The 26,746-nt window shown below is 66.6% G+C and carries 32 protein-coding genes and 1 other RNA gene; 11 read left to right on the forward strand and 22 right to left on the reverse strand.

The annotated features are described in order from the left end of the window. The first annotated feature begins 69 nt into the window (after positions 1–69). Positions 70–864: a transporter substrate-binding domain-containing protein gene (locus tag AC1DNE_RS18165; protein ID WP_476767207.1), complete on the forward strand. Its 795-nt coding sequence runs from the start codon at positions 70–72 to the stop codon at positions 862–864. Positions 865–1,048: 184 nt separating this feature from the next. Here the strand turns inward: AC1DNE_RS18165 and hisA are convergent, their stop codons facing one another. The 15 genes from hisA to AC1DNE_RS18240 form a co-directional block, all read right to left on the reverse strand. Continuing rightward, on the reverse strand, positions 1,049–1,783 hold the full coding sequence (gene hisA, locus AC1DNE_RS18170; protein ID WP_441471342.1) for a 1-(5-phosphoribosyl)-5-[(5-phosphoribosylamino)methylideneamino]imidazole-4-carboxamide isomerase: 735 nt from the start codon (positions 1,781–1,783) through the stop codon (positions 1,049–1,051). Continuing rightward, complete coding sequence (gene hisH, locus AC1DNE_RS18175; RefSeq protein WP_441471108.1) at positions 1,771–2,427, reverse strand: imidazole glycerol phosphate synthase subunit HisH; 657 nt, start codon at positions 2,425–2,427, stop codon at positions 1,771–1,773. Before hisH ends, hisA begins: the two co-directional genes overlap by 13 nt. Beyond that, positions 2,424–2,912 (reverse strand): DUF2628 domain-containing protein, encoded by a 489-nt coding sequence (locus tag AC1DNE_RS18180; protein ID WP_441471109.1) that lies wholly within the window; start codon positions 2,910–2,912, stop codon positions 2,424–2,426. Before AC1DNE_RS18180 ends, hisH begins: the two co-directional genes overlap by 4 nt. Positions 2,913–3,086: 174 nt before the next feature. Next, positions 3,087–3,674, reverse strand: coding sequence for an imidazoleglycerol-phosphate dehydratase HisB (hisB, locus tag AC1DNE_RS18185; RefSeq protein ID WP_441471110.1), 588 nt, complete (start codon positions 3,672–3,674; stop codon positions 3,087–3,089). Between the two features lie 199 nt (positions 3,675–3,873). Further along, positions 3,874–5,070, reverse strand: a complete 1,197-nt coding sequence (locus AC1DNE_RS18190) for an O-succinylhomoserine sulfhydrylase (RefSeq protein WP_476841144.1) — start codon at positions 5,068–5,070, stop codon at positions 3,874–3,876. Between the two features lie 119 nt (positions 5,071–5,189). Then, positions 5,190–5,930, reverse strand: coding sequence for a pyrimidine 5'-nucleotidase (locus AC1DNE_RS18195; RefSeq protein WP_476767204.1), 741 nt, complete (start codon positions 5,928–5,930; stop codon positions 5,190–5,192). A gap of 181 nt (positions 5,931–6,111) precedes the next feature. Then, complete coding sequence (argB, locus tag AC1DNE_RS18200) at positions 6,112–7,008, reverse strand: acetylglutamate kinase (protein ID WP_441471113.1); 897 nt, start codon at positions 7,006–7,008, stop codon at positions 6,112–6,114. Between the two features lie 103 nt (positions 7,009–7,111). Continuing rightward, positions 7,112–7,480, reverse strand: a complete 369-nt coding sequence (locus AC1DNE_RS18205; protein WP_476767203.1) for a DUF423 domain-containing protein — start codon at positions 7,478–7,480, stop codon at positions 7,112–7,114. A gap of 7 nt (positions 7,481–7,487) precedes the next feature. Continuing rightward, positions 7,488–8,153 carry a ribosome biogenesis GTP-binding protein YihA/YsxC gene (gene yihA, locus AC1DNE_RS18210; protein WP_441471115.1) on the reverse strand — a complete coding sequence of 222 codons (666 nt, stop codon included), beginning with the start codon at positions 8,151–8,153 and terminating at the stop codon, positions 7,488–7,490. Positions 8,154–8,299: 146 nt separating this feature from the next. Further along, on the reverse strand, positions 8,300–8,932 hold the full coding sequence (locus tag AC1DNE_RS18215) for a CatB-related O-acetyltransferase (RefSeq protein WP_476767202.1): 633 nt from the start codon (positions 8,930–8,932) through the stop codon (positions 8,300–8,302). Positions 8,933–8,988: 56 nt separating this feature from the next. Next, positions 8,989–10,848 carry a membrane protein insertase YidC gene (gene yidC, locus AC1DNE_RS18220; RefSeq protein WP_476841152.1) on the reverse strand — a complete coding sequence of 620 codons (1,860 nt, stop codon included), beginning with the start codon at positions 10,846–10,848 and terminating at the stop codon, positions 8,989–8,991. Between the two features lie 50 nt (positions 10,849–10,898). After that, complete coding sequence (gene rnpA, locus AC1DNE_RS18225) at positions 10,899–11,300, reverse strand: ribonuclease P protein component (RefSeq protein WP_441471117.1); 402 nt, start codon at positions 11,298–11,300, stop codon at positions 10,899–10,901. A gap of 54 nt (positions 11,301–11,354) precedes the next feature. Further along, positions 11,355–11,489 carry a 50S ribosomal protein L34 gene (rpmH, locus tag AC1DNE_RS18230; protein ID WP_038364779.1) on the reverse strand — a complete coding sequence of 45 codons (135 nt, stop codon included), beginning with the start codon at positions 11,487–11,489 and terminating at the stop codon, positions 11,355–11,357. A 143-nt stretch (positions 11,490–11,632) separates the two neighbouring features. Then, positions 11,633–11,902 carry a hypothetical protein gene (locus AC1DNE_RS18235; protein WP_441471118.1) on the reverse strand — a complete coding sequence of 90 codons (270 nt, stop codon included), beginning with the start codon at positions 11,900–11,902 and terminating at the stop codon, positions 11,633–11,635. Further along, positions 11,899–12,645 carry a COG4280 domain-containing protein gene (locus tag AC1DNE_RS18240; protein WP_441471119.1) on the reverse strand — a complete coding sequence of 249 codons (747 nt, stop codon included), beginning with the start codon at positions 12,643–12,645 and terminating at the stop codon, positions 11,899–11,901. Before AC1DNE_RS18240 ends, AC1DNE_RS18235 begins: the two co-directional genes overlap by 4 nt. A gap of 126 nt (positions 12,646–12,771) precedes the next feature. On the opposite strand from AC1DNE_RS18240, the gene AC1DNE_RS18245 reads away from it, so the two are divergent. From AC1DNE_RS18245 to recR, 5 genes are all read left to right on the forward strand, one after another. Beyond that, positions 12,772–13,338: a Chromate resistance protein ChrB gene (locus tag AC1DNE_RS18245; RefSeq protein ID WP_441471120.1), complete on the forward strand. Its 567-nt coding sequence runs from the start codon at positions 12,772–12,774 to the stop codon at positions 13,336–13,338. Between the two features lie 64 nt (positions 13,339–13,402). After that, an RNA gene (gene ffs, locus AC1DNE_RS18250) (signal recognition particle sRNA small type) lies at positions 13,403–13,499 on the forward strand. A 120-nt stretch (positions 13,500–13,619) separates the two neighbouring features. Further along, positions 13,620–15,485 carry a DNA polymerase III subunit gamma/tau gene (locus AC1DNE_RS18255; protein ID WP_441471121.1) on the forward strand — a complete coding sequence of 622 codons (1,866 nt, stop codon included), beginning with the start codon at positions 13,620–13,622 and terminating at the stop codon, positions 15,483–15,485. A gap of 21 nt (positions 15,486–15,506) precedes the next feature. Then, positions 15,507–15,827 carry a YbaB/EbfC family nucleoid-associated protein gene (locus tag AC1DNE_RS18260; RefSeq protein WP_441471122.1) on the forward strand — a complete coding sequence of 107 codons (321 nt, stop codon included), beginning with the start codon at positions 15,507–15,509 and terminating at the stop codon, positions 15,825–15,827. A gap of 148 nt (positions 15,828–15,975) precedes the next feature. Further along, entirely contained in the window at positions 15,976–16,581 is a 606-nt protein-coding gene (gene recR, locus AC1DNE_RS18265; protein ID WP_441471123.1) for a recombination mediator RecR, read from the forward strand. A 91-nt stretch (positions 16,582–16,672) separates the two neighbouring features. Here the strand turns inward: recR and AC1DNE_RS18270 are convergent, their stop codons facing one another. Further along, positions 16,673–17,371: an outer membrane protein gene (locus AC1DNE_RS18270; RefSeq protein WP_476767201.1), complete on the reverse strand. Its 699-nt coding sequence runs from the start codon at positions 17,369–17,371 to the stop codon at positions 16,673–16,675. A gap of 178 nt (positions 17,372–17,549) precedes the next feature. Here AC1DNE_RS18270 and AC1DNE_RS18275 point away from each other — a divergent pair, with 178 nt between their 5' ends. Continuing rightward, on the forward strand, positions 17,550–18,599 hold the full coding sequence (locus tag AC1DNE_RS18275; RefSeq protein WP_441471125.1) for a YihY/virulence factor BrkB family protein: 1,050 nt from the start codon (positions 17,550–17,552) through the stop codon (positions 18,597–18,599). A 127-nt stretch (positions 18,600–18,726) separates the two neighbouring features. After that, on the forward strand, positions 18,727–19,596 hold the full coding sequence (locus tag AC1DNE_RS18280) for a VOC family protein (protein WP_441471126.1): 870 nt from the start codon (positions 18,727–18,729) through the stop codon (positions 19,594–19,596). A 6-nt stretch (positions 19,597–19,602) separates the two neighbouring features. Here the strand turns inward: AC1DNE_RS18280 and AC1DNE_RS18285 are convergent, their stop codons facing one another. From AC1DNE_RS18285 to AC1DNE_RS18310, 6 genes are all read right to left on the reverse strand, one after another. Continuing rightward, complete coding sequence (locus tag AC1DNE_RS18285) at positions 19,603–20,055, reverse strand: GNAT family N-acetyltransferase (RefSeq protein WP_441471127.1); 453 nt, start codon at positions 20,053–20,055, stop codon at positions 19,603–19,605. Then, positions 20,052–21,023, reverse strand: coding sequence for a cysteine synthase A (cysK, locus tag AC1DNE_RS18290; RefSeq protein ID WP_476767199.1), 972 nt, complete (start codon positions 21,021–21,023; stop codon positions 20,052–20,054). Before cysK ends, AC1DNE_RS18285 begins: the two co-directional genes overlap by 4 nt. A gap of 83 nt (positions 21,024–21,106) precedes the next feature. Further along, positions 21,107–21,559 carry an RrF2 family transcriptional regulator gene (locus tag AC1DNE_RS18295; RefSeq protein ID WP_441471129.1) on the reverse strand — a complete coding sequence of 151 codons (453 nt, stop codon included), beginning with the start codon at positions 21,557–21,559 and terminating at the stop codon, positions 21,107–21,109. Then, positions 21,556–22,029 (reverse strand): dUTP diphosphatase, encoded by a 474-nt coding sequence (gene dut, locus AC1DNE_RS18300; RefSeq protein WP_476841145.1) that lies wholly within the window; start codon positions 22,027–22,029, stop codon positions 21,556–21,558. The genes AC1DNE_RS18295 and dut overlap by 4 nt, the downstream gene beginning before the upstream one ends. 5 nt (positions 22,030–22,034) lie before the next feature. Further along, positions 22,035–23,312, reverse strand: a complete 1,278-nt coding sequence (locus AC1DNE_RS18305) for a phosphopantothenoylcysteine decarboxylase domain-containing protein (protein ID WP_476767197.1) — start codon at positions 23,310–23,312, stop codon at positions 22,035–22,037. 237 nt (positions 23,313–23,549) lie between these two features. Next, positions 23,550–24,017: an Lrp/AsnC family transcriptional regulator gene (locus AC1DNE_RS18310; RefSeq protein ID WP_441471132.1), complete on the reverse strand. Its 468-nt coding sequence runs from the start codon at positions 24,015–24,017 to the stop codon at positions 23,550–23,552. Positions 24,018–24,187: 170 nt separating this feature from the next. On the opposite strand from AC1DNE_RS18310, the gene AC1DNE_RS18315 reads away from it, so the two are divergent. The 3 genes from AC1DNE_RS18315 to AC1DNE_RS18325 are packed head-to-tail and all read left to right on the forward strand — an operon-like array spanning position 24,188 to position 26,722. Further along, entirely contained in the window at positions 24,188–25,213 is a 1,026-nt protein-coding gene (locus AC1DNE_RS18315; protein ID WP_476766692.1) for an ABC transporter substrate-binding protein, read from the forward strand. A 4-nt stretch (positions 25,214–25,217) separates the two neighbouring features. Further along, positions 25,218–25,970, forward strand: coding sequence for an ABC transporter permease (locus AC1DNE_RS18320; RefSeq protein ID WP_476766693.1), 753 nt, complete (start codon positions 25,218–25,220; stop codon positions 25,968–25,970). Next, positions 25,958–26,722 carry an ABC transporter ATP-binding protein gene (locus AC1DNE_RS18325; RefSeq protein WP_476766694.1) on the forward strand — a complete coding sequence of 255 codons (765 nt, stop codon included), beginning with the start codon at positions 25,958–25,960 and terminating at the stop codon, positions 26,720–26,722. Before AC1DNE_RS18320 ends, AC1DNE_RS18325 begins: the two co-directional genes overlap by 13 nt. Positions 26,723–26,746 lie beyond the last annotated feature (24 nt).

Genomic DNA, 26,746 nt, shown 5'->3' on the forward strand with positions numbered 1-26,746 from the left:
CCGATTGATCGCCAGGAGCAAGCCTGCTCTGCTGGCGGCGACTGATAGCAGTCCAAAGAGGGGAGTGCCATGACTATCGTATCGACCATGTTGCGCTGCGCCGCCATTGCTGCCGGCTTCCTCGGCCTTGCCACCGCCAGCGGCGCGCAGGCGCAGGCACCGCAGAGCCTGCTGGACACCGTCCAGAGCCGCGGTGCGCTGCAAATCTGCACCACCGGCGACTACAAGCCCTTCACCCTCGCCAGGGACGGCTCCTTCGAGGGCATCGACATCGAGCTGGCGAAGTCGCTCGCCAAGGCGCTCGGCGTCGAGCCCAGGTTCGTCCAGACGAAATGGGCGGATTTGCTGACCGATATGGGCTCGGGCAAATGCGACGTTGCGATGGGCGGCATCTCGGTGACGCTCGACCGGCAGAAGAAGGTGTTCTTCTCCGCGCCTTATCTCGTCAACGGCAAGGCGCCGATCGTGCGTTGCGCCGACAAGGGCAAGTTCCAGACGGTCGCCGACATCGACAAGCCGGAGACCCGTGTCATCGTCAATCCGGGCGGCACCAATGAGCGTTTCGTGCGCGCCAATTTCAAGCAGGCCAAGATCGAGGTCTACCCCGACAACGTCACGATCTTCGACCAGATCCTCGCCGGCAAGGCCGACCTCATGGTCGCCGAGTCGATCGAGGTGAAGGTGCAGGAGAAGGCCAAGCCCGGCCTCTGCGCGGTCAATCCGGACGAGCCGCTGCAATATGGCGAGATGGGCTACATGCTCCCGCGCGGCGACGCCACCTTCAAGGCCTTCGTCGACCAGTGGCTCCACCTCGCCAAGGCAAACGGCGAATTCGCAAAGATCTACGATCAGTTCGTGCGCTGAGCCGCTGCCGCTCCCGCACGAACTGGGGCGCAGGTTTCGGGTATGCCACCTTCTCCGTCATGGTCGGCCTTGTGCCGACCATCCACGTCTTCGTTGGTCGAATGTTGAGTTCAAGACGTGGATGCTCGCCACAAGGGCGAGCATGACGGCTCTCGGAATGACTGCAACGAGTTCGGAGAGGAGCTCAGGCCGCCAGTCGCTTCAACGCCTCGCCCGCGTCGATCCGCCCGTCATAGAGCGCGCGGCCGGTGATCGCGCCTTCCAGGATGGCGGCATCATCAGCGCAGAGACGCTCGATGTCGGCCATCGAGGCCAGCCCGCCCGAGGCGATGACCGGGATCGACACGGCCTGCGCCAGCGCGATCGTGCCCTCCCAGTCAATGCCCTGGAGCATGCCGTCGCGGGCGATGTCGGTGTAGATGATCGCGGCGACGCCGGCATCCTCGAAGCGCTTGCCGAGATCGGCCGCCGCGAGCGAGGAGGTCTCGGCCCAGCCCTCGACGGCGACGAAGCCGTCGCGTGCGTCGATGCCGACCGCGACCTGCCCCGGAAATTCCTTCGCCGCCTCGCGCACGAAGCCGGGATCGCGCACCGCCGCCGTGCCGATGATGACGCGACGGATGCCCTTCTCCAGCCAGCCGGCGACCGTCTTCATGTCGCGGATGCCGCCGCCGAGCTGCACCGGAAAGGCGACGCGCTTCAGGATCGCCTCGACCGCGGCTGCATTCATCGGCTTGCCGGCGAAGGCGCCGTCGAGGTCGACGACATGCAGCCATTGGAAGCCCTGGGCCTCGAAGGCGGCTGCCTGCGCTGCCGGGTCGTCGTTGAAGACGGTAGCTTGGGCCATGTCGCCCTGCTTCAGCCGCACGCAGCGGCCTTCCTTCAGGTCGATCGCGGGAAAGAGGATCATGGCTTCCAGCTCAGGAAATTGGCGATGAGCTTGAGCCCCAGCTTCTGGCTCTTCTCGGGGTGGAACTGCGTGCCGGCGACGTTGCCGTGCGCGACCATCGCGGTCACCGGCCCGCCATGGTCGGTCAGCGCCAGCACGTCCTGCGGCCGCTCCGCCGTCAGGGCGTAGGAGTGGACGAAATAGGCGTGCAGCCCCTGCGGCCCGGTCTCGATGCCGTCGAGCAGCGGGTGCTCATCCTGCTTGTGCAGGGTGTTCCAGCCCATATGCGGGATCTTGAGGCTGTCGTCGTTCGGCTTGATCAGTGTGACGTCGCCGGGAATCCAGCCTAGCCCCTGTGTGATGGTGTATTCGAGCCCGCGCGACGCCAGCAGCTGCATGCCGACGCAGATGCCGAGGAAAGGCCGGCCCTTGGCCCGCACGACCTCTTCCAGCGTCTCGACCATGCCGGGCACGGCATCGAGCCCGCGCCGGCAATCGGCGAAGGCGCCGACGCCCGGCAGCACGATGCGGTCGGCGGCGCGCACGATCGAGGTATCGCTGGTGACGTGGATGGTCGAGGTGATGCCGCTTTCCTGCGCCGCCCGCTCGAAGGCCTTGGCGGCAGAGTGCAGATTGCCCGAGCCGTAGTCGATAATGGCAACGGTCTGGCTCATCGTCCGCGGGCCTCCGGGAACAGGCCGATGATCGGCAGCGGCCCGCTCGGGCGGACCATTGCGGCGGGGGTGGCGGGTCCGCTGCGTGGCGGCGCGGCCTCCCCGGCCAGCGCCCGCTCGAAGTAGCGGCGCTCGGCCTCCGGCAGACTGCGTGCCTCGACCACGTCCGCGAGCCTCCAGCCCTTGCGGAGGAGCTTGCGGACGATGAGGTTGTTGCCCTCGACGCCGAGGAACAGCGCGATCGACCAATAGATCAGCGACAGCGCGCTCGGATGCAGGCCGAAGCGGCTGCGCAGATAGATCAGCCCGGCCCCCACCAGCACGAACAGCAGGGTCATGAGCCACAGCCTCCTGCCGAGCAGCCAGAGGCCCGTGAGCAGAAAGGCGCCCCAGGAGAAGCTCTCGGGAATGAGGCGCGCCTGCTCGATTTCCTCGCCACGGCCGCCTGTGGCCAGGGGCGGTGTCAGAACCGTGTAGAATGCCATGGTCGCTTCCTAGATCGCCGGGCGTCCGGCAGGGCGCGGTGACGGTGATCTATCCATTTGTTATCGCTTCGGATTTGTCCGAAAAGTGGAATCCACTTTTCGGTCCGATGCTATAGAGCATTTTCGAGCGAAGTGGGTACCGTTTCGCGTGAAGAAAATGCGCAGGCGAAGAATTCAGAGCGCGCCCTTGGTCGAGGGGATGCGATCGCCCTCGCGCGGATCGACTTCCAGCGCCTGGCGCAGCGCCCGTGCCAGCCCCTTGAAGCAGCTTTCGGCGATGTGGTGGGCGTTGTCGCCATAGAGCGTCTCGACATGCAACGTGATGCCGGCGTTGATGGCGAAGGCCTGGAAGAACTCGCGCACGAGCTCGGTGTCGAAGCTGCCGATCTTCTGTGCCTTGAACTCGGTGCGGAACACCAGGAACGGCCGGCCGGAGACGTCGACCGCGACGCGGGTCAGCGTCTCGTCCATCGGCAGGTGCACGTCGGCATAGCGGCGGATGCCCTTCTTCGAGCCGAGCGCTGTCTTGAGCGCCTCGCCCATGGCGATGCCGGCATCCTCGACCGAGTGGTGGTCGTCGATATGGGTGTCGCCCTTCACCTTGACCGTGAGGTCGATCAGCGAATGGCGGGCGAAGAGGTCGAGCATATGGTCGAAGAAGCCGACGCCGGTGGCGATCTCGGCCTTGCCGGTGCCGTCGATCAGGAGCGAGACCGCGATATCGGTCTCGTTGGTGCGGCGCTTCACTTCGCCCGAACGCATGCTCGCCTCTCAAGCCTTGGCGGGAACCGGCCCCGCTTTAGCAGGGGCGGGCGGGGATGGCCACAGGTGCGCTCGAAAGGCGTCATGCTCGGGCTTGACCCGAGCATCTCATGCCGGACGAGGTTCCGGAGCTTCCCTTGCCTGAGATTCTCGGGTCTGCGCTACGCTTCGCCCGAGAATGACGGCCAGGAGGAATAGCTCAAACCTTCGCCAGCGCCTGCTCCAGATCGGCGATCAGGTCGTCGGCATGCTCGAGCCCGATCGAAAGGCGGATCATGCCGTCGGTGACGCCCATGTCGGCGCGGACCTCGGGGGTGAAACGCTGGTGCGTGGTCGTCGCCGGATGGACGATCAGGCTCTTGGCGTCGCCGAGATTGTTGGAGATGCGGATCAGCCTGCAGGCGTTGAGCAGGCGGTAGGCGGCGTCCTTGCCGCCCGGCACCTCGAAGGCGATCAGCGTCGAGGGGCCGCTCATCTGCCGCGCGATGATCTCGGCCTGCGGGTGGCTCTTGTGACCGCAGAAGATCACCTTGGACGGCTTGGCATGGGCAGCGAGCCAATCCGCGACTTTCGCGGCGTTCTCCGCCTGCTTGGCGATGCGCAGCGGCAGCGTCTCCAGCGCTTTCAGCATCACCCAGGCGTTGAAGGGGGAGATGGCAGGGCCGGTCTGGCGCAGGAAGGTCTGGATGTCGCCCTCGATCAGCTCCTTCGAGCCGACGACGAGGCCGCCGAGGCAGCGCCCCTGCCCGTCGATATGCTTGGTCGCCGAGTAGACGACGAGGTCGGCGCCGAGCTCGAGCGGGCGCTGGAAGAGCGGGGTCGCGAAGACGTTGTCGACGACGAGCCGGGCGCCGGCGGCCTTGGCGATCTTCGCGACGGCCTCGATGTCGATCACCTCGAGCGTCGGGTTCGACGGCGTTTCGAGGAAGAAGACCTTGGTGTTCGGCCGCACGGCCTTGCGCCAGGCCTCGATATCGGTGCCGTCGACCAGCGTCGACTCCACGCCGTAGCGCGGCAGATGGTCCTCGACGATGTAGCGACAGGAGCCGAACAGCGCGCGCGCCGCCACGACATGGTCGCCGGCGCGCAGCGGCGCCATCACGGCCGCCGTGACGGCAGCCATGCCGGTCGCCGTGGCGCGGCAGGCCTCGGCGCTCTCGAAGGCGGCCATGCGGCCTTCGAGCATCGACACGGTCGGATTGGAGAAGCGGGCGTACTGAAACCCCGGATCCTTGTTCAGGAAGCGGGCCTCGCATTGCTCGGCGCTGTCGTAGACATGGCCCTGCGTCAGAAACAGCGCCTCGGACGTCTCGCCGAACTGCGAGCGCATGGTGCCGGCGTGGACGAGGCGGGTTTCAGGATGCAGCTTGGCTGCGGCGTTGTCCGATGCCGACATGGGGAACCTCAGTCCGTTCTTTATAACGGACAACGCCACTAGCACTTCCCTTTCTGTTCGTAAAGAAGAACAGAATCTCCTTTTCTGAAAACGTATCCCGCGGCAAACCTTCTGCGGTCTCAGGCGCGGCGTTCGGCAGGCCGCCCGAGCGGCTTCAGGAAGCCGGTGAGGTCGGCCGTGACGTGATGGACATGTCCGGCCTCGACGGCGACCTGTTCCCATGTCTCACGGAAAGGGTCAGGCGTCTTCGGCACGATCAGCACGGTCTTCATGCCGAGCGCGCTCGGCACGACGAGGTTCTTCTCGATATCCTCGAACATCGCCGCCCGGCCCGGATCGACGGAATGCTTGGCGAGAAAGGCCTCATAGGTCGAACGCTCCGGCTTGGGCGTGAAGCCGGCCTGCACGATGTCGAAGATGTCCTCGAAGTGATGGAGGATGCCGAGCTTGCCGGCGACGTTCTCGGCGTGCCCGCGCGAGCCGTTTGTCAGGATCAGCTTGCGGCCGGGCAGGGCCGCGATCGCCTCGCCGAGGTCCGGATTCGGGTCGAGCAGGGTCAGGTCGATCTGGTGGGCGAAGTCGAGGAAATCGCCGGGATCGACGCCATGCTCCTCCATCAGCCCCTTCAGCGTCGTGCCGTAGTGCTGGTAGTAATATTTCTGCAACGCACGCGAGGAGAGCCCATCGAGCCCGAACAGCTCTGCGAGGAACAGGGTGATGCGCTCGTCGACCTGCGGCCAGACCTTCGCCTCGTGCGAGTAGAGGGTGTTGTCGAGGTCGAAGATCCAGTGATCGACATGCGCGAAGCCCTCTGCCGGAAAGGGCGGTGCTGCGGCGGGTATGTCAGCGAGTATTTTCATAGGACTAGGTGATGTGGCGATCCGGAGACTGCGCCGCAAGTCCTTGGCCAAGGCTCAATCGCGGCGGGGGCGTGCGCCGTCATGGTCGGGCTTGACCCGACCATCTCGGAAACCGGCGCCCTCTGGTCACGAAACTCTCGGGTGGAGCTATGCTCCGCCCGAGAATGACGCCGCGTGCTTCTCAGCGCCGGATGATCGTGCCGGCGCCGGTGTCGGTGAAGAGCTCGATCAGTGCGGCGTGCGGCACCTTGCCGTCGAGGATGACGACCGCCTCGACGCCCTTCTCCAGCGCGTAGATGCAAGTCTCGATCTTCGGGATCATGCCGCCCGAGATCGTGCCGTCCGCGATCAGGCGGCGGCATTCCTCGACCGTCAGCTCGGGGATGAGCTGCTTGTCCTTGTTGAGCACGCCCGGTACGTCGGTCAGCAGCAGAAGGCGCTTGGCATTCAGCGCGCCGGCGATGGCGCCGGCGAAGGTGTCGGCGTTGACGTTGTAGGTCTGCCCGTCGGCGGCGGCGCAGACCGGCGCCAGCACCGGAATGAGCTCAGCCTTGAGCACGGCGTCGAGCACGGTGGTGTTGACCGTCTCGGGTTCGCCGACGAAGCCGAGATCGAGAACTTCCTCGATCTTGGAATCCGGGTCGACGATCGTGCGGGTCACCTTGCGGGCGGTGACCATATTGCCGTCCTTGCCGCACAGGCCGATGGCGCGACCACCCTCGCGGGTGATGTAACCGACGATCTCCTTGTTGACCGAGCCGGCCAAGACCATCTCGACGACCTCGACGGTCGCTTCGTCGGTGACGCGCAGGCCCTGCTTGAACTCGGACTGGATGCCGAGCTTCTTCAGCATCGCCGCAATCTGCGGGCCGCCGCCGTGGCAGACGACCGGCTTCAGGCCGGACTGCTCGAGCAGCACGATATCCTCGGCGAAGTCTTCTGCCGTGGCCGCGTCGCCCATGGCGTTGCCGCCATACTTGATGACGATGATTTCCTGATCGTAGCGCTGCATGTGCGGCAACGCCTGCACGAGCAGCTCGGCGGATTGCGACGGCGTCAGAAGGGGATGGTCGGTCATTCGGGCAGGCTCCGCGCGGCCGCAGGAAAGGTCCGGCGGCGCTTCTACCCGAACTTGCGCGGCTGCGGAAGGATGTCCGCTGCCGGTCAGGCGCGCTTGGTCGTCAATTGCGCCTGGCGGTCACCGCGGCAACGGCGAGGCCGAGCCAGCCGCCCAGCATGAACCAGCCGCCGATCGGCGCCGCACGCGGGAACAGCGCCTCGTTGGCGAAGCCGCGGCGGGAGAGATCGGCCGCGAACAGCGCCGCGCCGAGGATGATCGCCGAGAGAGCGATCCGCGCCAGCATATCCTGGAGATGCCCGCCCTTGCGGGCGGCGGTGGCGCCGATCACGACCGAGGCGTGGAACAGCAGCATCTGGCCGGCGGTCTGGACATTGGCCGTGCCGGTGACATGGGCGGCGGCTGCGAGCAGGGCGACGCCGGCGAGCCCCATCAGCGCGGCCAGCGCGAGATGCATGCGGGTGGCGGTCACGCGATCCTCACTGCCGCTCCGCCAGCACCCGCGCGATCGCGGCGCGGAACTCGGGGATGCCCGAGCCTTTCTCGCTGGAGGTCAGCAGCACCTCGGGGAAGGCGGCCGGACGACGCTTGATCTCGTCATAGGTCGCCTCGCACATGAACTGCTGGTCGGCCGGCTTCAGCGCATCGCCCTTGGTCAGCACGACCTGATAGGAGACGGCGGCCTTGTCGAGCGTCTCCAGCACGGCGCCGTCGACATCCTTGATGCCGTGGCGGGCATCGATCAGCACATAGACGCGCATCAGGTTCGAGCGGCCGCGCAGATAGTCGTGGATCAGCCGGGTCCAGGCCGCGACCTTCTCCTTGCCCACGGCGGCATAGCCATAGCCGGGCATGTCGACGATGGTCAGCCGCTCGTCATGGTCGACCTGGCGGAAGAAATTGAGCTGCTGCGTCCGGCCAGGCGTATGCGAGGTGCGCGCCAGGGCGTTGCGCCGTGTCAGCGCATTGATCAGGCTCGACTTGCCGACATTGGAGCGGCCGGCGAAGGCGATCTCCTGGCCGACCATCGGCGGCAGGTCGTCGATCTTGGTCGAGGCCCAGACGAAATCCCACGGCCCCTCGAAGAGCTTGCGGGCCGCCTCGATCTCCTCGGCGTCATAGGGCTTGGTCGTGGATGTGGTCATGGCTTCCGCTCTTTCGAAATCAGAAGCCCTCATCCTGAGGAGCCGCGAAGCGGCGTCTCGAAGGATGCTCCAGCGCGCACCGGAACATCCTTCGAGACGCAGCCTGAGGGCTGCTCCTCAGGATGAGGGCTGAGGATCGTTTGTTCTTACACGGCTGCGCGCAGCGCGTCGATGTCGGCGCCCTGGATCGCGTCGATATGGCGCGCGATCTTGTCCGCCTCCCAGTCCCACCAGCGGATCGCCAGCAGCTCCGCGACGATCTCGGGCGGAAAGCGCATCTTGACGATCCGGCCGGGGTTGCCGGCGACGACCGCATAGGGCGGCACGTCCTTCGTGACCTGTGCCCGGGTGCCGATGATCGCGCCGTCGCCGATCCTGACGCCGGGCATGATGACCGCCTCGCGCCCGATCCAGACATCGTTGCCGATCACCATGTCGCCGCGGTTGTTCGGTCCGGGGCGCTTCAGCGCCTCGGGATCGCCGAGGCCGAACATCTGGAACGGAAAGGTCGAGAAGCCGCCGATCGGGTGGTTGGCGCCGTTCATGATGAACTGCGCCGCCTGCGCGATGGCGACGAATTTCCCGATGATCAGCCGGTCGCCGATGAAGTCGAAATGATAGCGCACGCAGCGGGCCGCGAAATGCTCCGGCCCGCGCGAGTCGTCGTAATAGCTGTAGTCGCCGACCTCGATCAGCGGATGATCGACCACTGCCTTCAGGAAGGCGGTGCCCTTCCAGCCGGGAATGGGGTGGCGCGTCTGCGGATCGGGAAGCGGCATCGCGGAAAGGCCTTGGCCTGAAAAGGCGAAGGGCGGGAAACCCGCCCTTCGATCACTCACTTCTTGTTGGTGTTGGCCGGCTTTGGCGGCGTGGCGGTGGTGCTCGCTGTCGCAGGCTTCTTGCCGAACATGCCTTTGAGGTTGTCGAACAGTTCGATCTTCACCCCGTTCTTGCGCATGATGAAGCCCTGCTGGGTCACCGAGAGCAGGTTGTTCCAGCTCCAGTAGATCACCAGGCCGGCCGGGAACGAGCCGAGCAGGAAGGTGAAGAAAACCGGCATCCAGGTGAACATCATCTTCTGCACCGGGTCCGGCGGCTCCGGGTTCATCTTCATCTGGATGAACATCGTGATGCCCATGATGATCGGCCAGATGCCGAGATGCAGATAGCTCGTCATGGCCGCGGGCAGGAAGAAGAAGATGTTCGTCGGATCGGGCGCGGCGAGATCGTGGATCCAGCCGAAGAACGGCGCGTGCCGCATCTCGATGGTGATGAACAGGATCTTGTAGAGCGCGAAGAACACCGGGATCTGCAGCAGCACCGGCCAGCAGCCGGCCACCGGGTTGATCTTCTGCGTCTTGTAAAGCTCCATCAGCGCTTGCTGCTGCTTCATCTTGTCGTCGGCGTAGCGCTCGCGGATCGCCGTCATTTCCGGCTGCAGCGCCTTCATCTTCGCCATCGAGGCGTAGGACTTGTTGGCGAGCGGGAAGAACAGCGCCTTGAGCAGCACCGTGACGATCAGGATCGCGACGCCGAAATTGCCGACATGCTTGTAGATCCAGTCGAGCAGCAGGAACATCGGCTTGGTGATGAAATAGAACCAGCCCCAGTCGATCAGCAGGTCGAAGCGCGTGATCTGAAGATCGCGCTCATAGCCATTGATCGCCGCGACTTCCTTTGCGCCGGCGAAAAGCTTCGACTGCGACGCAGCGCTCGCGCCCGGCGCCACCGCAACCGCCTCGCCGAGGAAGTCGGCCTGGTAGGTGCGCTCCGAACCGGTCTGGACCGAAGAAAAACGGCCTTCGAACTTGCGCTTCTGGTCGGGGATGACGGTCGCTGCCCAATATTTGTCGGTGATACCGACCCAGCCGCCGACAGCATCCTTCCAGTTGCGGCCGACGGTTCCGGGCGACAGCGCCGGCTCTTTATCGAGCTTGTCGTAGGTCCATTCCTGCAGGCCGTGCTCGCCAACATAGCCGACGAGGCCTTCGTGGAGAACGTAATAGCCCAGCGTGTGCGGTCGGCCCTGACGGACGACCTGGCCGTACGGGAACAGCGTGACCGGGGTGGCCCCCTTGTTCTCGACCTCGTCTCGGATCGTGAACATGGCGTTGTTGTCGACGCCGATGATGCGCTTGAAAATCAGGCCCTGGCCGTTGTCCCAGCTCAGCGTGACCGGCGTGGCCTGCGTCAGGGTCTGGTTATCCGCAGTCCAAAGGGTTTTTGCGTTGGGCACCGCTACCGAGCTGCCGGGCGCTGCGACCCAACCGAAATCCGAATAATAGGCGTTGGGGCCGCCGGCCGGCGAAAGCAGGACGATGATCGGGCTGTTGGGGTCTACCGTCTCGCGGAATGCCTTGAGCGAGACGTCATCCACGCGAGCGCCAGTGAGGGAGATCGAGCCAGCGATCCGGGGCGTGTCGATCTTGATGCGCGGGCTCGCGGCGAGAGCCTGCTCGCGCGTGCCGACGGCCTGCGTCGCGGCAGTGCCGGGCGCGGCGGAGCCGCCGGGCGTGGAGGGAGCCGGGGTCGAGCCGGACGCCGCGGGCGCCTGCTGGCTCTGGGCCTGCTGGTTCTGCCGCGCGGCCTCCTGCTGCTTCTCCATCTGCGGCTTGGCATAGAAGAACTGCCAGCCGAGCAGGATGACCACGGACATGACGATCGCGAGAAGCAGATTGCGGTTGTCTTCTTTCATCATGATCGGAAACGAATCTCGCTTGGTCCGGCAGGGCTCGGCGTGTCAGGTCAGGCTTGCGGCGCCGCATCGCGCTTCAGGCGCGAGCGGTGTCGGTCAGCATGCGGCTTTTGAGGCTTCGCCCGGTCGATGGCAATGGAAAGATCGGCCACGAGTGCGTGAAAATCTGCCTTCAGCACTTCGGAGCGGGCAACGATCACGATGTCGCAGCGCTTGTTCGTCTGGTCGCGCAGGGCCTGGGCGGCAGCGGTGCGCAGGCGGCGGCGGATGCGGTTGCGCTTCACGGCGTTGCCGGTCTTGCGCGAGGCGGTGAGCCCGAGCCGCAGCCCGTCCCGCTCTTCCTCGGGCATGCAGTCGCGCACCTGCGCCATAAAGGCAGGCGAACGAAAACGGCGGCCGTGGTCGGCCGCCGCCAGGAATTCTTTGCGTTGCGTCAGACGGGCGAGGCGCATGGCGATTGGCCAGTCTTCGGGAACGGGCGCGCTATGGTCACGCGCCAGTGCTTGTCAGGCCGACAGGCGCTTGCGGCCGTGAGCACGGCGAGCGGCGATGACCTTGCGGCCACCCTTGGTCGCCATGCGGGCACGATAGCCGTGGCGGCGCTTGCGAACCAGCTTGCTGGGTTGATAGGTTCTCTTCACGGTCCGTCTCCGGGGCCTTTATGAGCACGACGGCCGCGGCTTTCCGGGGAAAGCATGGCCAACCGAGCCTGTCATGCGATAAGGGTCGGCGCGGCCTTTCGGCTGCGCAGGTCGCGGGCTTATGACGGATGGACGACACCGAGTCAATGCCGAATGATCCGCGAAGCCGCCGTCTGCGACGAAGCTTCACGTATCGGCCGGCGCGGCCCACGCTTCGCCCCTTGGCGGACGCTGAACGCCAGAACCAGGACGGAGCCTCCCGTCAGCGCCGCGGCCACGCCGATCGGACTGCCGTGCAGGCCGAAGGCAAGGCAGGCGCATAGTCCGACCAGTGCAAGGATGGCGAGGGCGAGCCGTTCGTCGTCGATGAACAGCGCGGCAATTTCGCGCAGGATCGTGCCGATCGTTTTCATGCTGCCGTCTCCATGGAGTTCCGGCGAAAGGTTGCGACGAGGGTGAGCCCGCTCGCGACGAGGAGCGCCGCCAGCGCGAGGATCGCAAGGTCGCCGCCGGGCCAATCGACGCCCAGCCCTTCGCCCGTCCAGTAGATGCCGAAGGCCGATATCATCACGCCGACTGCGAATTTCAGGGTGTTCTCGGGAACGCGGGCGAGTGGCTTGCGCAGGACGAGGCCGAGCGCGAGCACCAGCGCGCAGGCCGCGAGTGCCCCGAGGCTGGCGGGCCAGAGCAGGCCCCGGCCGGCGCCGACGGCGAGCACGATGAAGACGACCTCGATGCCTTCGAGCATGACGGCCTTGAAGGCGGTGAGGCCTGCCATCCAGTCGTGATGGCCTGTCGTTCCGGCATCGCCGGCCTGCAAGGCCCCGGTTTCCTTGATGAAGGCTGCCTCCTCGTCATGGAGTGCAATGAAGCCGGCGGCGCGGAGGATCGCTTTTCGCAGCCAGCGCAGGCCGAACATCAGGAGCAGGATGCCGATGGTGAGCTGCAGGGCTTGCAGTGGCACCCGTGTCAGGGCCGAGCCGAGCAGCAGCACCAGCAATGCGAGCGCAGCCAGCGCGCAGCCCGTGCCGATGAGCGCCGGCCGCCAGCCACGCACGGTGCCAACCGCGAGGACGATGGTGAAGGCTTCGACCACCTCGACCAGCGAGGCGAGGAAGGCTGCGGAGAGCGCGGGAGCAGCCATGGTCCAAGTCATCGGCGACCTCTCGTGAACGATCCGGCACGCAGGCGACAGCGTCGGCTTTTGCTGTCACGATGGTTTCGGCCTTGAAAGGCCATGGTAAGATAGTATTTGTAACAGTCGTAACATTCAAGAGGTACCATGGCGTCGCTCGAATGGTTGTTGCTGACCTACAAGGTTCCGGCCGAGCCGGCGCGCAAGCGGGTCTCCATCTGGCGCAAGCTCAAGGGCATGGGGGCGGTCTACCTCCAGGGCGGCGTCTGCCTGCTGCCGAAGACGGACGATCATCTGCGTCGGCTCAGGATGCTCGAGAACGAGATCGCCGAGGCCGAGGGCGAGGCGCTGCTGCTGGCGACGGTCGGTCTCGACCAGAAGCAGCAGGAGAAGGTCGTCGCGCGCTTCAATGCCGATCGCGACGACGAGTACAAGGAGTTCATCGGGAAGTGCCTCGCCTTCGAGGCCGAGATCGACGAGGAGACGCGGGTCTCGCATTTCACCTTCGCCGAGCTCGAGGAGAACGAGCAGGAGCTGATGAAATTCCGGAACTGGATCGAAAAGATCCGCAAGCTGGACTTCTACGGCGCCCCCCGTGCCGGCGAGGCGGCCGAGCGCCTGCAGCGTTCGGAAGCGATCCTCGATGCTTACGCGCACAATGTTTTCGCGGCGCAGGAGGAGAATCGCGCTCCCGAGGCGCCGAAGCGACCGTGAGCGCGCTGCCGGATCTGTTGCCGGCAGGCTTGCGCTTCGCGTCGACATCCCCGATATAGCGCCCGGGAGGTTGGCGAGGGACGTCTCACTCGCCAACCGGGTCAGGTCCGGAAGGAAGCAGCCCTAACGAGACCGAACGGGTCTTCGTCCAGCCTCCCACCTCATGCGCCGCGTGAAAGCGCCGTGCTCCGGCCGCGCCCGGGCCGAGGTCAAACCGGCACGGCGCCCAAGTTGGCATAGCGCCATTGACCCTCGCCTCCCGATTGGCGAAACCAGTTTCCATGACCGACCAGATCGACGCTGCCTCTGCTGACGAACCGGGATTCGCCGGTTTCGACCCGGCGCCTGCGCCGCACGCGGTGTCCGGTGCGGCGCCGACGCCCTATCGCGTGCTCGCCCGCAAATATCGGCCGGCGCATTTCGGCGATCTCATCGGCCAGGAAGCGATGGTGCGCACGCTCACCAACGCCTTCGCTGCCGGCCGCATTCCGCAGGCCTGGATGCTGACCGGCGTGCGCGGCGTCGGCAAGACGACGACCGCCCGCATTCTGGCGCGGGCGCTGAACTTCCAGACACCCGACGGGAAGGGCGCACCGACCACCGATCTGCGCGAGTTCGGCGTGCATTGCCGCGAGATCATCGAGGGCCGCCATATCGACGTGATGGAGATCGACGCCGCCTCGAACAACAGCGTCGACAATATCCGCCAGATCAACGACGCCGTGCGCTATGCGCCGGTCTCCGCGCGCTACAAGGTCTATATCGTCGACGAGGTGCACATGCTCTCGACCGGCGCCTTCAACGCCTTCCTGAAGACGCTGGAGGAGCCGCCGCCGCACGCGAAGTTCATCTTCGCGACCACCGAGATCCGCAAGGTGCCGATTACGGTGCTGTCGCGCTGCCAGCGCTTCGACCTGCGCCGCGTCGAGGCCGATGTGCTGGTCGACCACCTCGGCGGCATCTGCAAGGCCGAAGGCGTCGATGCCGAGCAGGAGGCGCTCGCCGCCGTCGCCCGCGCCGCCGAGGGCTCGGTGCGCGATTCGCTCTCGATCCTCGACCAGGCCATCGCCCATGCGGCCGGGCGGATCACGCTCGACGACATCCGTTCCATGCTCGGCCTCGCCGACCGCGCGCGCGTCATCGATCTCTTCGAATCGGTGATGAAGGGCGATATCGCCGCAGCTCTGGGCGAGCTGCGCGGGCAATACGACGCCGGTGCCGATCCGGCGGTGGTGCTCAACGACCTCGCCGAGTTCACCCATCTCGTGACCCGCCTCAAGCTCGTGCCCGAGGCGGTGAAGGACAACAGCCTCGCCCAGGCAGAGCGCGTGCGCGGCGGCGATTTCGCCCAGCGCCTCTCGATCCGCGTGCTCGCCCGCACCTGGCAGATGCTGCTCAAGGGCATTGCCGAGGTGAAGCAGGCCGACCGGCCGGTGATGGCCGCCGAGATGGTCCTCGTCCGCCTCGCCCATGCCGCCGACCTGCCGACGCCGGACGAGGCGTTGAAGCTGCTGCGCGACGGCATGGGTTCCGGCCCGGCCGGAAACGGAAATGGCGGCGGCGCGCCGCGCCCGCCTTCCGGGGGCGGCAACACTGCGCTCGCCGCCCGGCCGATCCTCGCCAGCGCAAATCCGGCTCCGGTTCCGGTCGCACGCATTGCCGCGGCTCCGGCCGCGATCGTCGCCTCGATCGAGGATGTCGTCGCGCTGGCGTCGCAGAACCGCGACATCACGCTGAAGATCGCTCTGGAGCGAGATATCCGGCCGGTGCGCTTCGAGCCCGGCCGCATCGAGTTCTCGCTTGCCGAGGGCGCTTCGCGCACCCTCGCGCAGGACCTATCCCGCCGCCTCAAGGAATGGACGAACCAGACCTGGATGGTCGCTGTCGTCAACGAAGAGGGCGGCGCGACCCTGCGTGAGCAGGCGGTGGCGGCCAAGGACCGGCGCGAGAGCGACGCTGCGGCTCATCCCTCGGTCAAGGCGGTGCTGGAGCGCTTTCCCGGCGCGCGCATCGTCGATGTCCGTGATCCGCGCGCCATCGCCGCGGCCGAGAATGCTGCTGCGGCTCCGGCCGAGGAGGAGTATCTGCCCGACGCCGAGCCGCTTTTCGACGATTCCGAGCCGGATTTCGACGGCATCGATTTCTGATTTTTTTAAGGAGGATTTCCCATGCGCGACATGATGGGTCTGATGAAGCAGGCTCAGCAGATGCAGCAGAAGATGGCCGACATGCAGGCCGAGCTCGACGCCATCGAGGTCGAGGGCACGGCGGGCGGTGGCATGGTCACGGTCACGATGACGGCCAAGGGCGCGCTCAAGGGCGTGAAGATCGACCCGAGCCTGATGGTGCCGGACGAGCGCGAAATCCTCGAGGACCTGATCGTCGCCGCGGCGAACGATGCGCGGACCCGCGGCGAGCGCGTCATGCAGGAGCGGATGGCCGAGATCACCAAGGGCCTGCCGATCCCGCCGGGCATGAAGCTGTTTTGAGTCTTTTCTCTCAGCCCTCATCCTGAGGAGCAGCCGATAGGCTGCGTCTCGAAGGATGCTCCAGCGCGCTCTGGAACATCCTTCGAGACGCCGCTTCGCGGCTCCTCAGGATGAGGGCTGAGAAGAGCCAGAAGGTCGTTTACCACCAATGTCCCGCGCCATCGCCGGTCCCGAGATCGAAAGGCTGATCCAGCTCCTGGCCAAGCTGCCCGGGCTCGGGCCGCGCTCGGCCCGGCGTGCGGCGCTGCATCTCGTCAAGAAACGCGAGCAGCTGCTCGGCCCGCTTTCCGAGGCGATGGCGGTCGCGCGCGAGCGCATCGTCGTCTGCTGCCGTTGCGGCAATGTCGATACCAGCGATCCCTGCGGCCTCTGCACCGATCCGCGTCGTGACGACAGCCTGATCGTCGTCGTCGCCGATATTTCCGATCTCTGGGCGCTGGAGCGCTCGGGTGCCGTGGCGGGGCGCTATCACGTGCTCGGCGGCGTGCTCTCGGCGCTCGATGGCGTCAGGCCCGAGCATCTCTCGCTCGATGCGCTGGTGGCGCGCGCTTCCGATCCGGCGGTGAAGGAGATCATCCTCGCGCTCAGCGCCACGGTCGACGGCCAGACCACGGCGCATTTCATCACCGACCTCCTGGCACATCTGCCGGTCAAGGTGACGAAGCTCGCCCATGGCGTGCCGGTCGGCGGCGAGCTCGACTATCTCGATGACGGCACGCTCGCCGCCGCGATCCGCCAGCGCACGGGGTTTTGAGGCAGAACTGCGCCTTCCGCCATTCGCGGCGCAGCAGAGCTGCGACCCGAGAATCTCGGGCCAAGCCCGGGCATGACGCCAGGCGGCGCCTTCAGAACTTGTAGGCGATGCTGGCGCGGGCGCTGTGCGCCGTGAATTCCTGATCGCCGGTCAGGCCTGGAAAGGCGCCGGAGCTCGCGAAGCGGTTCCGCCCGAAATCGGTGTAGCGGTATTCGGCGCCGAGGATCAGGTTGTCGGTGAAGGCGAAATTGACGCCGGCGCCGAGGTTCCAGCCGGTCCGGGCGCTGGTCAGCCTTTCGCCGAAGCCGGCCGTATCGAAGACACGCCGCTCATATTCCGTGAGTGAGGCGCCGCCGGCGGCATAGATCATCAGCCGGTCGAAGGCATAGCCGATGCGGAGGCGCGCCGCGCCCTGCCAATCCTGCGAGACGCGGCCGTTGAAGCCGGCGCCGGCGAAGCGGCTGCGGCTATTGACGGCTTCGATGTCGCCCTCGATGCCGAGCACGATGCTGCCGAACTGATAGTTGAAGCCGGCATGGGCGCCGCCGAAAGCGGAATCGTCGTCGATGTGGAAGCTCATCGGCGCGAAGGGGCCGGTCGGCGCTCCGATCCGCACGCGGTTGCTGCCCCAGGAGTAGCCGCCCTGCAGACCGGCATAGACGCCGGTCCAGGAATAGAGCGCAGGCAGTTCCGGCGCGGGCGGCAGGGCGACGCCGCGCAGATCGGCCGCGGCGGCCGCGCCTGACAGCAGCGCCACGCATCCTGCCAGGGCATATCTGAGCTTCGACATCGGGCTTTCCGAGAAATCGTGATGCGCCCGGAGGATCGAGCGCGCCCGGTCATAACGAAGCATTAAGGTTAACAATCAGCTAAGCGCCGATCGTGAGCGGGCTTCGCCGGAACGATTGCGGCGCGGCGCGGTTGCTCGCAAGCTGCAGTCTCAACGGCCGCGGAGACCTCACCCCGACATGGCATTTCTCAAACGGATCACGGGCGCCGCCGGGTTGGGGGTTGCGCTGGGCTATCTGTCGGGAGCTCTGTCCAACCATCGCGACAGGCGCCGGCAGGAAGCCGCGCGCGGGCGGCTGGCACGGACGCCTTTGCAAATGACCTGGCTCGGCTGGAAGGACGTGCTGCTGCGCTTCATCGGCAATGTCGCCGACAACCGGCTGACCTCGCTCGCCGGCGCGGTCGCCTTCTTCACCCTGCTCTCGCTGGTCCCGGCGCTTTCGCTGCTGGTGACGATCTACCGCTATTTCACCGATCCGGCGACCATCGCCGGGCAGCTGGACGCCGTGACGACCATGTTCCCGCAGGCCGCGCGGGAGCTCATCCATGAGCAGGCGATGCGGCTCTCCACCCAGTCGGGAGTCGGCCTGTCCCTGACCTTCTACATCAGCCTCCTCGTCGCGGCCTGGTCCGCCAACGCGGCGGTGAAGGCGATCTTCGACGCGCTCAACATCATCTATCGCGAACAGGAGAAGCGCAGCTTCCTCAAGCTCAACGCGATCTCGCTGTTCACCACGGTGAGTGGCGTCGTGCTGCTCGTCGCGGCACTGGTCGCAATCGCCAGCTTGCCGGTCGTGACCGCACTGTTTCCCTTCCATTTCGAGCTGGAACGACTGATCCGGCTGGTGCGCTGGCCCGCTTTCTTCGTCATGGCAACGCTCTCGATAGCGGTTCTCTACTGGATCGGCCCGAGCCGCCAGCGCATGCGCTTCGTCTGGGTGATGCCCGGCGCCATCGCCGCGGCCCTTCTATGGGGCGCGGCCTCCTATGCCTTCTCCTGGTATGTCAGCACGCTCGGCAACTACACGGCCGCCTATGGCTCGCTCGCGACCGTCGTGGTGTTCATGACCTGGCTCTGGCTCTCGGCGACCATCGTGCTCGCCGGTGCCGAGCTCAATGCCGAGCTGGAACACCAGACGGCACACGACACGACGACCGGCAAGCCGAAGCCTCTCGGCGAGCGCGGCGCGACCATGGCCGACAGGGTCGGCCCGGCGAAGGCCGAGTGAGGCGGAGTCCGCAGCCTCATTGCAACGCTGCAATCCCGCTCTTGCCAGGGAGGGTGGCGACAAGCGGGGTGGGAAGCACCATCTTTGGTGGCGTCAGCCGTTGCGGCTGCCGCGAAAGGACCACGCCATGCCCGCGACCGCAGAGAAGACCGCGCCTCTCGCCAGGCTGGAAGCCCATGATGCGCCCTATCATATCGGGGCCGTCACCCTGCGCGTGCGCGATCTTGCCAAGCTCACCGCCTATTATCGTGACGCCATCGGGCTGCGCCTGATTCGGGAAGACCGTGACGGCGCGGAACTTGGTATCGATGGACGAGTGCTCGTTCGGCTACAGGCCGGTGCGGCGCAGCCGAGCTCGCCAGCCGGCCTCTTCCACCTCGCCATCCTGCTGCCGTCACGGCGCGATCTCGCCAACTGGCTGAAGCACGCCGCCGAGACGCGTATCCCGCTCGAAGGCGCCTCCGACCACCTTGTCAGCGAGGCGCTCTATCTCTCCGACCCCGAGGGCAACGGCATCGAGATCTATCGCGACCGCACGCGTGCCGAGTGGCCGCGCCGGCCCGATGGCGGCATTGCCATGGCGACCGAGCGGCTCGATCTCGACAGACTCCTGAGCGAGGCCGAAAGCGGGCCTTATGCCGGCATGCCCGAAGGCACCGGCATGGGCCATATCCACCTGCGCGTCGGCGATACGGTGGCGGCCGAGGCCTTCTATCGCGACCTGCTCGGCTTCGATTTGATGGTCCACTATCCCGGCGCAAGCTTCCTCGCCAGCGGTGGCTACCACCATCATATCGCCGGCAATATCTGGGGCAGCCGCGGCGCCGGGCCTCGTCAGCCCGGCGAGGCGGGTCTCGATCGCTTCGAGGTCGTGGCGCGCAGCGAGGCCGATTTCATCGCGATGCGCGAACGAATCCTCAGCGGTGGCGGCAGCGAGAGCGACGGAGCGCCGGGGATCGGCGATCCCTGGGGCAACAGGCTGGTTCTGGTTCGCTGAGAGGGCTCAGCGCGCCAGCAGGTGCGAGCGACGCGTTCCGCCGGTATCGGGCTTGAAGCCGCTTGCTTCCCAGAACGCCGCTGCGCGCGGATCGGCGGCGCGGAGCGAGAGGCGCGGTGCCAGCGCCAGCCCTTGCTGAATGAGCGCCGCAGCCAGAACGCGGCCGATGCCGGTGCCGCGATGCAGCGGCCGGACATAGACGTGCCGGACCCGCAGGAGATCGGGCTCGGGGTCGTAAGGATCTGGCGTCAGAGCGCCGATACCGGAGAGCTCGCCTTCCTGAAAGGCGGCGAAGGTCACGAAGCGGTCGTCGTCGCCGGCATAGTGGCCAGCCAGCCATTCCTCACGCAGGCCCTCGACGAAGCGATAGCTTTCTGCGCTCGCCTCGTGGCGCAGCGCCTCGAAATCGTCCGGCAGGCTCTCCGCCAGCCGGACGATCTGGATGGCTGCCGGGTTCACAGACCCTCGAACAGGGCGCTGGAGATATAGCGCTCGGCGAAGGAGGGGATGATCACCACGATGGTCTTGCCGGCGTTCTCCGGTCGCGCGCCGACTTCGAGCGCGGCCGCGACCGCAGCACCCGAGGAAATGCCGGCCGGAATGCCCTCTTTCCTGGCTAGCGCGCGCGCCGTCTCGAAGGCGGTCTGGTTGCCGACGGTGACGACTTCGTCGATCACGCTGCGATCGAGCACGCCCGGCACGAAGCCGGCGCCGATGCCCTGGATCTTGTGCGGGCCGGGCTGGCCGCCGGAGAGGACGGGTGAATCTTCCGGCTCGACCGCGACCATCTTCACGCCCGGCTTCTTCGCCTTCAGCACCTGGCCGACGCCGGTGATGGTGCCGCCGGTGCCGACACCGGAAATGACGATGTCGACCTGGCCGTTGGTGTCGTTCCAGATCTCCTCGGCCGTCGTCTTGCGGTGAATCTCCGGGTTATGCGGGTTCTCGAACTGCTGCGGGATGATCGCGCCGGGGATCTCGTTCTTGAGTTCCTCGGCCTTGGCGACGGCGCCGCGCATCCCGCCGGGGCCGGGCGTCAGGACGAGTTCCGCGCCGAGCAGGGCGAGCATCTTGCGCCGCTCCAGCGACATCGTCTCGGGCATGACCAGGATCAGGCGATAGCCGCGTGCCGCCGCGACGAAGGCGAGCGCGATGCCGGTGTTGCCCGAGGTCGGTTCGATCAGCGTGCCGCCGGGTTTCAGCGTGCCGGACGCCTCCAGCGCATCGATCATGTTGACGCCGATGCGGTCCTTCACGCTCGAGATCGGATTGAAGAATTCGAGCTTGGCGAGCATCGTCGCCTTGACGCCACGCTCGGCCGGCAGGCGGTTGAGCCTGACGAGCGGGGTGTCGCCGATCGTGTCGGTGATGGAGTTGTAGATGCGCCCGCGCCCCGGGGCTTTCGTCGGCGCCTGTGCTTCAGCCATGGATCAATCCTCCTCGACGGATGGTTGGCGGTGAAGCTAGGTCAATTCACAGATTGTGTCGATTGAAGAAATAAATCACAATCCTAAATAGTGAAATCTGCTCCGGAACTACCTCTGCCGAAGACGGATTTAGCCTGCGCCCGCTGGCAGAGCTCTTCCACGGTCACCTTGTCGAGCATTGCCAGGAAGGCGGCCGACGCTGCCTCGACCTCCGGCCCCACAACCTCGTCGACCAGCCGCGATTGCGGCAGGGGGCCGAGGCCTTCTTCGCCCGACTCCTGCATCGCGGCGCGGGCGATGTCACCGGCCGTGATCTTGCGCCGCTCCCGGGCGAGCTCGTAGCCGCCGCGCGGGCCGCGCACGCCCTTCAGGATACCGACGCGGACGAGCGTCTGGAGCAGCGTCTCCAGATGGCGCGGGGGCAGGGCATGACGCGCGGCCAGGAGCTTGGCGGCGACCGGCGAAGGCCGGGCATGCAGCGCGATGTCGACCACTGCTGCGATGGCGAGCAGGCTGCGGCGCGAGAGCAGCATCATGGCCGCTTCTCTCCGTGCCTGCCGCCGCCGACGCCGGTAGAGCCGAAGCCCCCCGCGCCGCGCTCCGTCTGATCGAGAGAGGCGACCTCGGTCAGCACGGCATGCGTCACCGGTGCGATCACCAGCTGGGCGATCCGGTCGCCCCGCGCGATGGCGAAGGGCTCCTGCCCGAGATTGATCAGCGGCACCTTGATCTCGCCGCGATAGTCGCTGTCCACGGTGCCGGGCGCATTCAGCACGGTGACGCCATGCTTGACCGCAAGGCCCGAGCGCGGGCGCACCTGCCCCTCGAAACCGTCGGGTAGCTGCATCGCCAGCCCGGTTGGGACAAGGGTCCTTTCGCCGGGGGCGAGCAGGAGTGGCTCGCCGATGGCGGCGCGCAGATCGAGGCCTGCCGCTCCGGCCGTCTCATAGGCCGGCAAGGGCAGATCGGCGCCATGCGGCAGGCGTTGCAGTGCAATCGTAACCATCGCCGTCAGTCCGCCCGGCCGGTTGGGGCAAGGTCCGCGATATGGGCGATCAGCCGGCTCGCGACCTCGTCCTTCGGCAGCGTCGGCCAGGTCTCGACATTTGCGGCGGTGACGAGATGGACCGTGTTGGCGTCGCCGCCCATCACGCCGGTGCCGCCGACGTCGTTGGCGACGATCAGGTCGCAACCCTTCTTCGCCAGCTTGGCCTTGGCGTAGTCGATGACGTTCTGGGTTTCGGCGGCAAAACCGACGACCAGCGGCGGGCGCCCGCTCTTGCGGTGCGCGACGGTGGCCAGGATATCGGGGTTCTCGACCAGCGCCAGCGGCGGCAGGGCCTTGCCATCCTTCTTCATCTTTTCCGGCGCGGCATCGGCGACGCGCCAGTCGGCGACAGCGGCGGCGAAGATCGCGATATCGGCCGGCAAGGCGGTTTCGACTGCGCCCAGCATCTCGCGGGCGGATTCGACGTGGACGGTCTCGACACCGTCGGGGTCAGGCAGATTCACCGGACCGCTGACCAGCGTGACCCGCGCGCCCGCCGCAGCGGCAGCCGCCGCGATGGCGTGGCCCTGCTTTCCAGAGGAGCGGTTGGCGATGTAGCGCACCGGGTCGATCGCCTCATGAGTCGGCCCAGAGGTGATCAGCACATGCCGGCCGGCGAGCGGGCCCGGCTTCGTATGGTCGCCGCCGGGCAGCCGGCCGAGGAAGCCGATGGCGCGGGCGGCCGCAGGCTTTTCGCCGGCCAGTGCGGACTCGATCGCGGCCAGCAGCTCGGGCGGTTCGGCCATGCGGCCCGGCCCGTTCTCGCCGCGCTCGGCCATGGCCCCGACATTCGGGCCGACGACGAGGACGCCGTCCTTCTCGAGCTGGACCATGTTCCGGCGCGTCGCCGGGTGCTGCCACATCCGCGGGTTCATCGCAGGCGCGATCAGGATGCGCTTGTCGGTGGCAAGCAGCGCCGTCGAGGCGAGATCGTCGGCGAGGCCGTTGGCCATCTTGGCGATCAGGTCGGCAGTCGCCGGCGCCACGACAATCAGATCGGTCGAGCGCGACAGCTGGATATGGCCGATATCGGCTTCGTCTGTCAGCGAGAACAGATCGGTGAAGCAGCGTTCGCCGGCGAGCGAGGAGACGGTGAGCGGCGTGACGAATTGCTCGCCGGCCTTGGTCAGGATGCAGCGTGCGGCGATGCCGCGATCCTTCAGCCGGCGGATGACTTCGAGCACCTTGTAGGCGGCGATGCCGCCGCCGATGATCAGAAGGACGGAGCGGGAAGCGGACAAGGCGGCTCCTCGGGCAGCGAGAGCGTCGGACTGACCGCTTCCTAGCATCCGGGATGTTGGCCTGTCATGCGCTCCCGGTCCGCCGCGGCCCGCATCGTGAGGAGCAGGCGCCAGCTTGCGTCTCGAAGGGCGCTTCACGAGGCTCCGGAGCCAGCTGGATCGTCCTTCGAGACGGCCCTTCGGGGCCACTGGGGACGAGGGCTGGCTTTCCGAGGGAGGCGCCGGCCTGTTCCGCGGTCAATCGCGCGGCAGCTCCGGCACCTTGTAGGCCGTCGTCGCCTTGATCCGCTCCATGGCGAAGCGCGAGGTCACGTTCTTGAGCGGGATCGTCTCGATCAGCTTCTTGTAGAAGGCGTCATAGGCGGCCATGTCGGCGACGACGACGCGCAGCATGTAGTCGACATCGCCAGCCATCCGGTAGAACTCCATCACCTCCGGCATCGCCGCGACCATCTGCGCGAATTTCTCCAGCCAGGGGCCGGAATGATCAGCGGTTTCGATCTGGACGAAGACGGTGAGTCCGAGCCCGATCTTCTCCGGCGCCACCAGCGCGACGCGCTTCAGGATCACCCCTGCCTGTTCGAGCTTCTGGATGCGTTTCCAGCACGGCGTCTGCGACAGCCCGACGCGATCGGCCAGTTCGGCGATCGAAATATTCGCGTCGGCCTGCAGGACAGTGAGAATTTTCCGGTCGATGGCGTCCATTCTCTCAAACTCGCTCTTGGAAGAAATTTAAACTATCAAATCGTCCATATAAAGATGGTTTATCTTTTTAAGGTCGATCTATTGCATTCAGATAGAAAATCCTTTTCTCAATCTGTCAATGGGGCTTGATCGAGGCTCGATCTGCCCGCGCTGCGAGAAGGATTTGCACGATGGACCGCCGCCAGTTTCTCATCGCGGGAGCGAGCCTTGCTGCCACCCTGCCGCTCGCCGGTGCGGCCCGGGCGCAGAGCGTCACGGCGCGCGTCGGCTATATCCCGATCGTCGGCACGGCACCGTTCTTCGTCGCGTCGGGCGAGGGCTGGCTGAAGCAGGGTGGCCTTGACGTGGCTCTGACCGTGTTCGAGTCCGGTCCGAACATGATCCAGGCGCTCGCCTCCGGCACGATCGACGTCTATGTCGCCGGCGTCGCCCCTCTGGCCGTTGCCCGCTCGCGCGGTGTCGACATCCGCGTGGTCGCCTCGACGGCGATCGGCGAGAACGTGGTCGTCAGCGCGCCCTCGCTGACGAAATTCGTAACCGCCGGCACCAGCGCCGCAGCCGCCTTCAAGGCCTTCCGCGCGGCCAACGGCAAGGCTGCCCGCCTCGCGACCCAGCCGGCCGGTTCCGTGCCCAACACCACGCTGCAGTATTGGCTCTGGGAGGTCGCGAAGGTCGACAAGGCCGATGTCGAGATCGTGCCGATGGGCATCGATGCGACGCAGCAGGCGATTCTCGCCAGCGCCGTCGACGGCGGCAGCGTCCGCGAGCCGGCCCTGACGATCATCCAGAGCCGCAATCCGCAGATCAAGCTGATCGCCGGCGGCGAGGAAGTCTTCCCCGGCCAGCCCGGCACGGTCGTCGCCGTTTCCGGCGCCTTCGCCACCAAGAACCCCGAAGCCGTGCAGACCCTCGTCAACGGGCTGGTCAAGGCGGCCGCGCTGATCAAGGCCGACCCCTCCAAGGCTGCGCCCCATGTCGGTGCGGCTCTCGGCAAGGGCATCGTCGACCCCGAGCTGATCCAGAAGGCGCTGGTCTCGCCGGCAAGCCAGTTCGAGATCGATCCGCGCAAGATCATCGAGCCTGCCCGCGCCATGCAGGCCTATCAGGTCAAGCTCGGCTCGCTGGAGAAGGAACTGCCCTTCGACGGCCTGTTCGAGACGCGGTATTACGAGCGCGCGGTCAAGGCGGGCGGCTGACATTGTGAGTAGTCTACGGGCTCCGGCCCTCGCGCTTCTGGGTCTCGTCGCCTTCCTGCTGCTTTGGGAGGCGGTGCCTTACTTCGGGTTGGTGAATCCGGCTTTCCTGCCGCCGCCGAGCGCGCTGCCGAAGGCGTTCATGCGGGAGGTCGCCTCCGGTGCCTGGCTCTCGGCCATACTCGGTTCGCTCTGGCACTACTTCGTCGGCCTCTTCGTCGGTGCCGGCCTCGGCGTCGCTGCCGGCATCCTCGTCGGCATGTCTGGCATCGCCGAGGAGGCGACGGCCTGGGTCGTGCGTGTTCTCAGGCCGATTCCCGGCCTCGCCTGGGTGCCCTTCGCGATCATCTGGTTCGGCGTGACGCCCGGCGCTGCCGTCTTCATCATCGCGATCGGCGTGTTCTGGATCGCCTTCTTCGCGGCGCAGGGCGCGATCCGCGGCGTCGATCGCGATCTCGTCGAGGTTGCCGATGCCTTCGGTTTTCGCTCGCCTTGGGCGCGCCTGTCCAAGATCCTGCTGCCGGCGGCGATGCCGGGCATCCTTGTCGGCTTCCGCACGGCGCTTGGCCAGGCCTGGATGGCGGTGGTCGCGGCCGAGATCTTCGGTGTCGCCGGTGTCGGCCAGCGCATGATGCAGGCGTCGAGCCTCCTCGCGACCGATATCGTCGTCGTCTACATGCTGACCATGGCGGCGCTCTACGGCCTGCTCGACACCGGCTTCGTCGCCTTCCAGAATTGGGTGCTGCGTTGGAAAGCGTGATCGAGATCAAGGGGCTGTCGCTGACCTTCACCCGCGACGGCGAACAGACCGAGGTGCTGCGCAAGCTCGACCTCAGCGTGGGGCGCGGCGAATTCCTCGCCATCGTCGGCCCTTCCGGCGTCGGCAAGTCGACGCTGCTGCGCGTCATCGCCGGGCTCGCGAAACCGAGCGGCGGCGAGGTCGTCATCAATGCCAGGGATACGACGCGCAGGCCGGTCGCTCTCGTCTTCCAGGATTCGCGGCTGCTGCCCTGGCGCAAGGTCGTGTCCAATGTCGGCTTCGGCCTGGAAGGGCGGGTCTCGCGGGCCGAGCGCCTGGCAAAGGCGGGCGAGACGCTCGATCTCGTCGGCCTGGGCGCGCTGGCGCAACGCTGGCCGCATCAGCTTTCGGGCGGGCAGCGCCAGCGCGTCTCGCTGGCGCGTGCGCTCGCGGTCGAACCCGAGATCCTGCTGATGGACGAGCCCTTCTCGGCTCTCGATGCCCTCACCCGCGAAACCCTGCAGGATGAGCTGATCCGCGTCTGGCAGCGCACCGGCAAGACCGTGCTCTTCGTCACCCATGACATCGACGAAGCCGCCTATCTCGCCGACCGGGTGGTCATCCTGTCGGGCGCGCCCGGCCAGATCATCGCCGAGCACCGCATCGACGCGGCCCGCCCCCGCCGGCGCGGTGCCGCAGCCGAGGCTGAGATCGTGCGGGCCGTCCGCCAGGGGCTCGGTGCCGACATCATCATGGACGGAGCCGCAATCTAGCGATCGGTGCGATCCGAAGCGCGG

Source organism: Allobosea sp. 05L423, assembly GCF_056397745.1.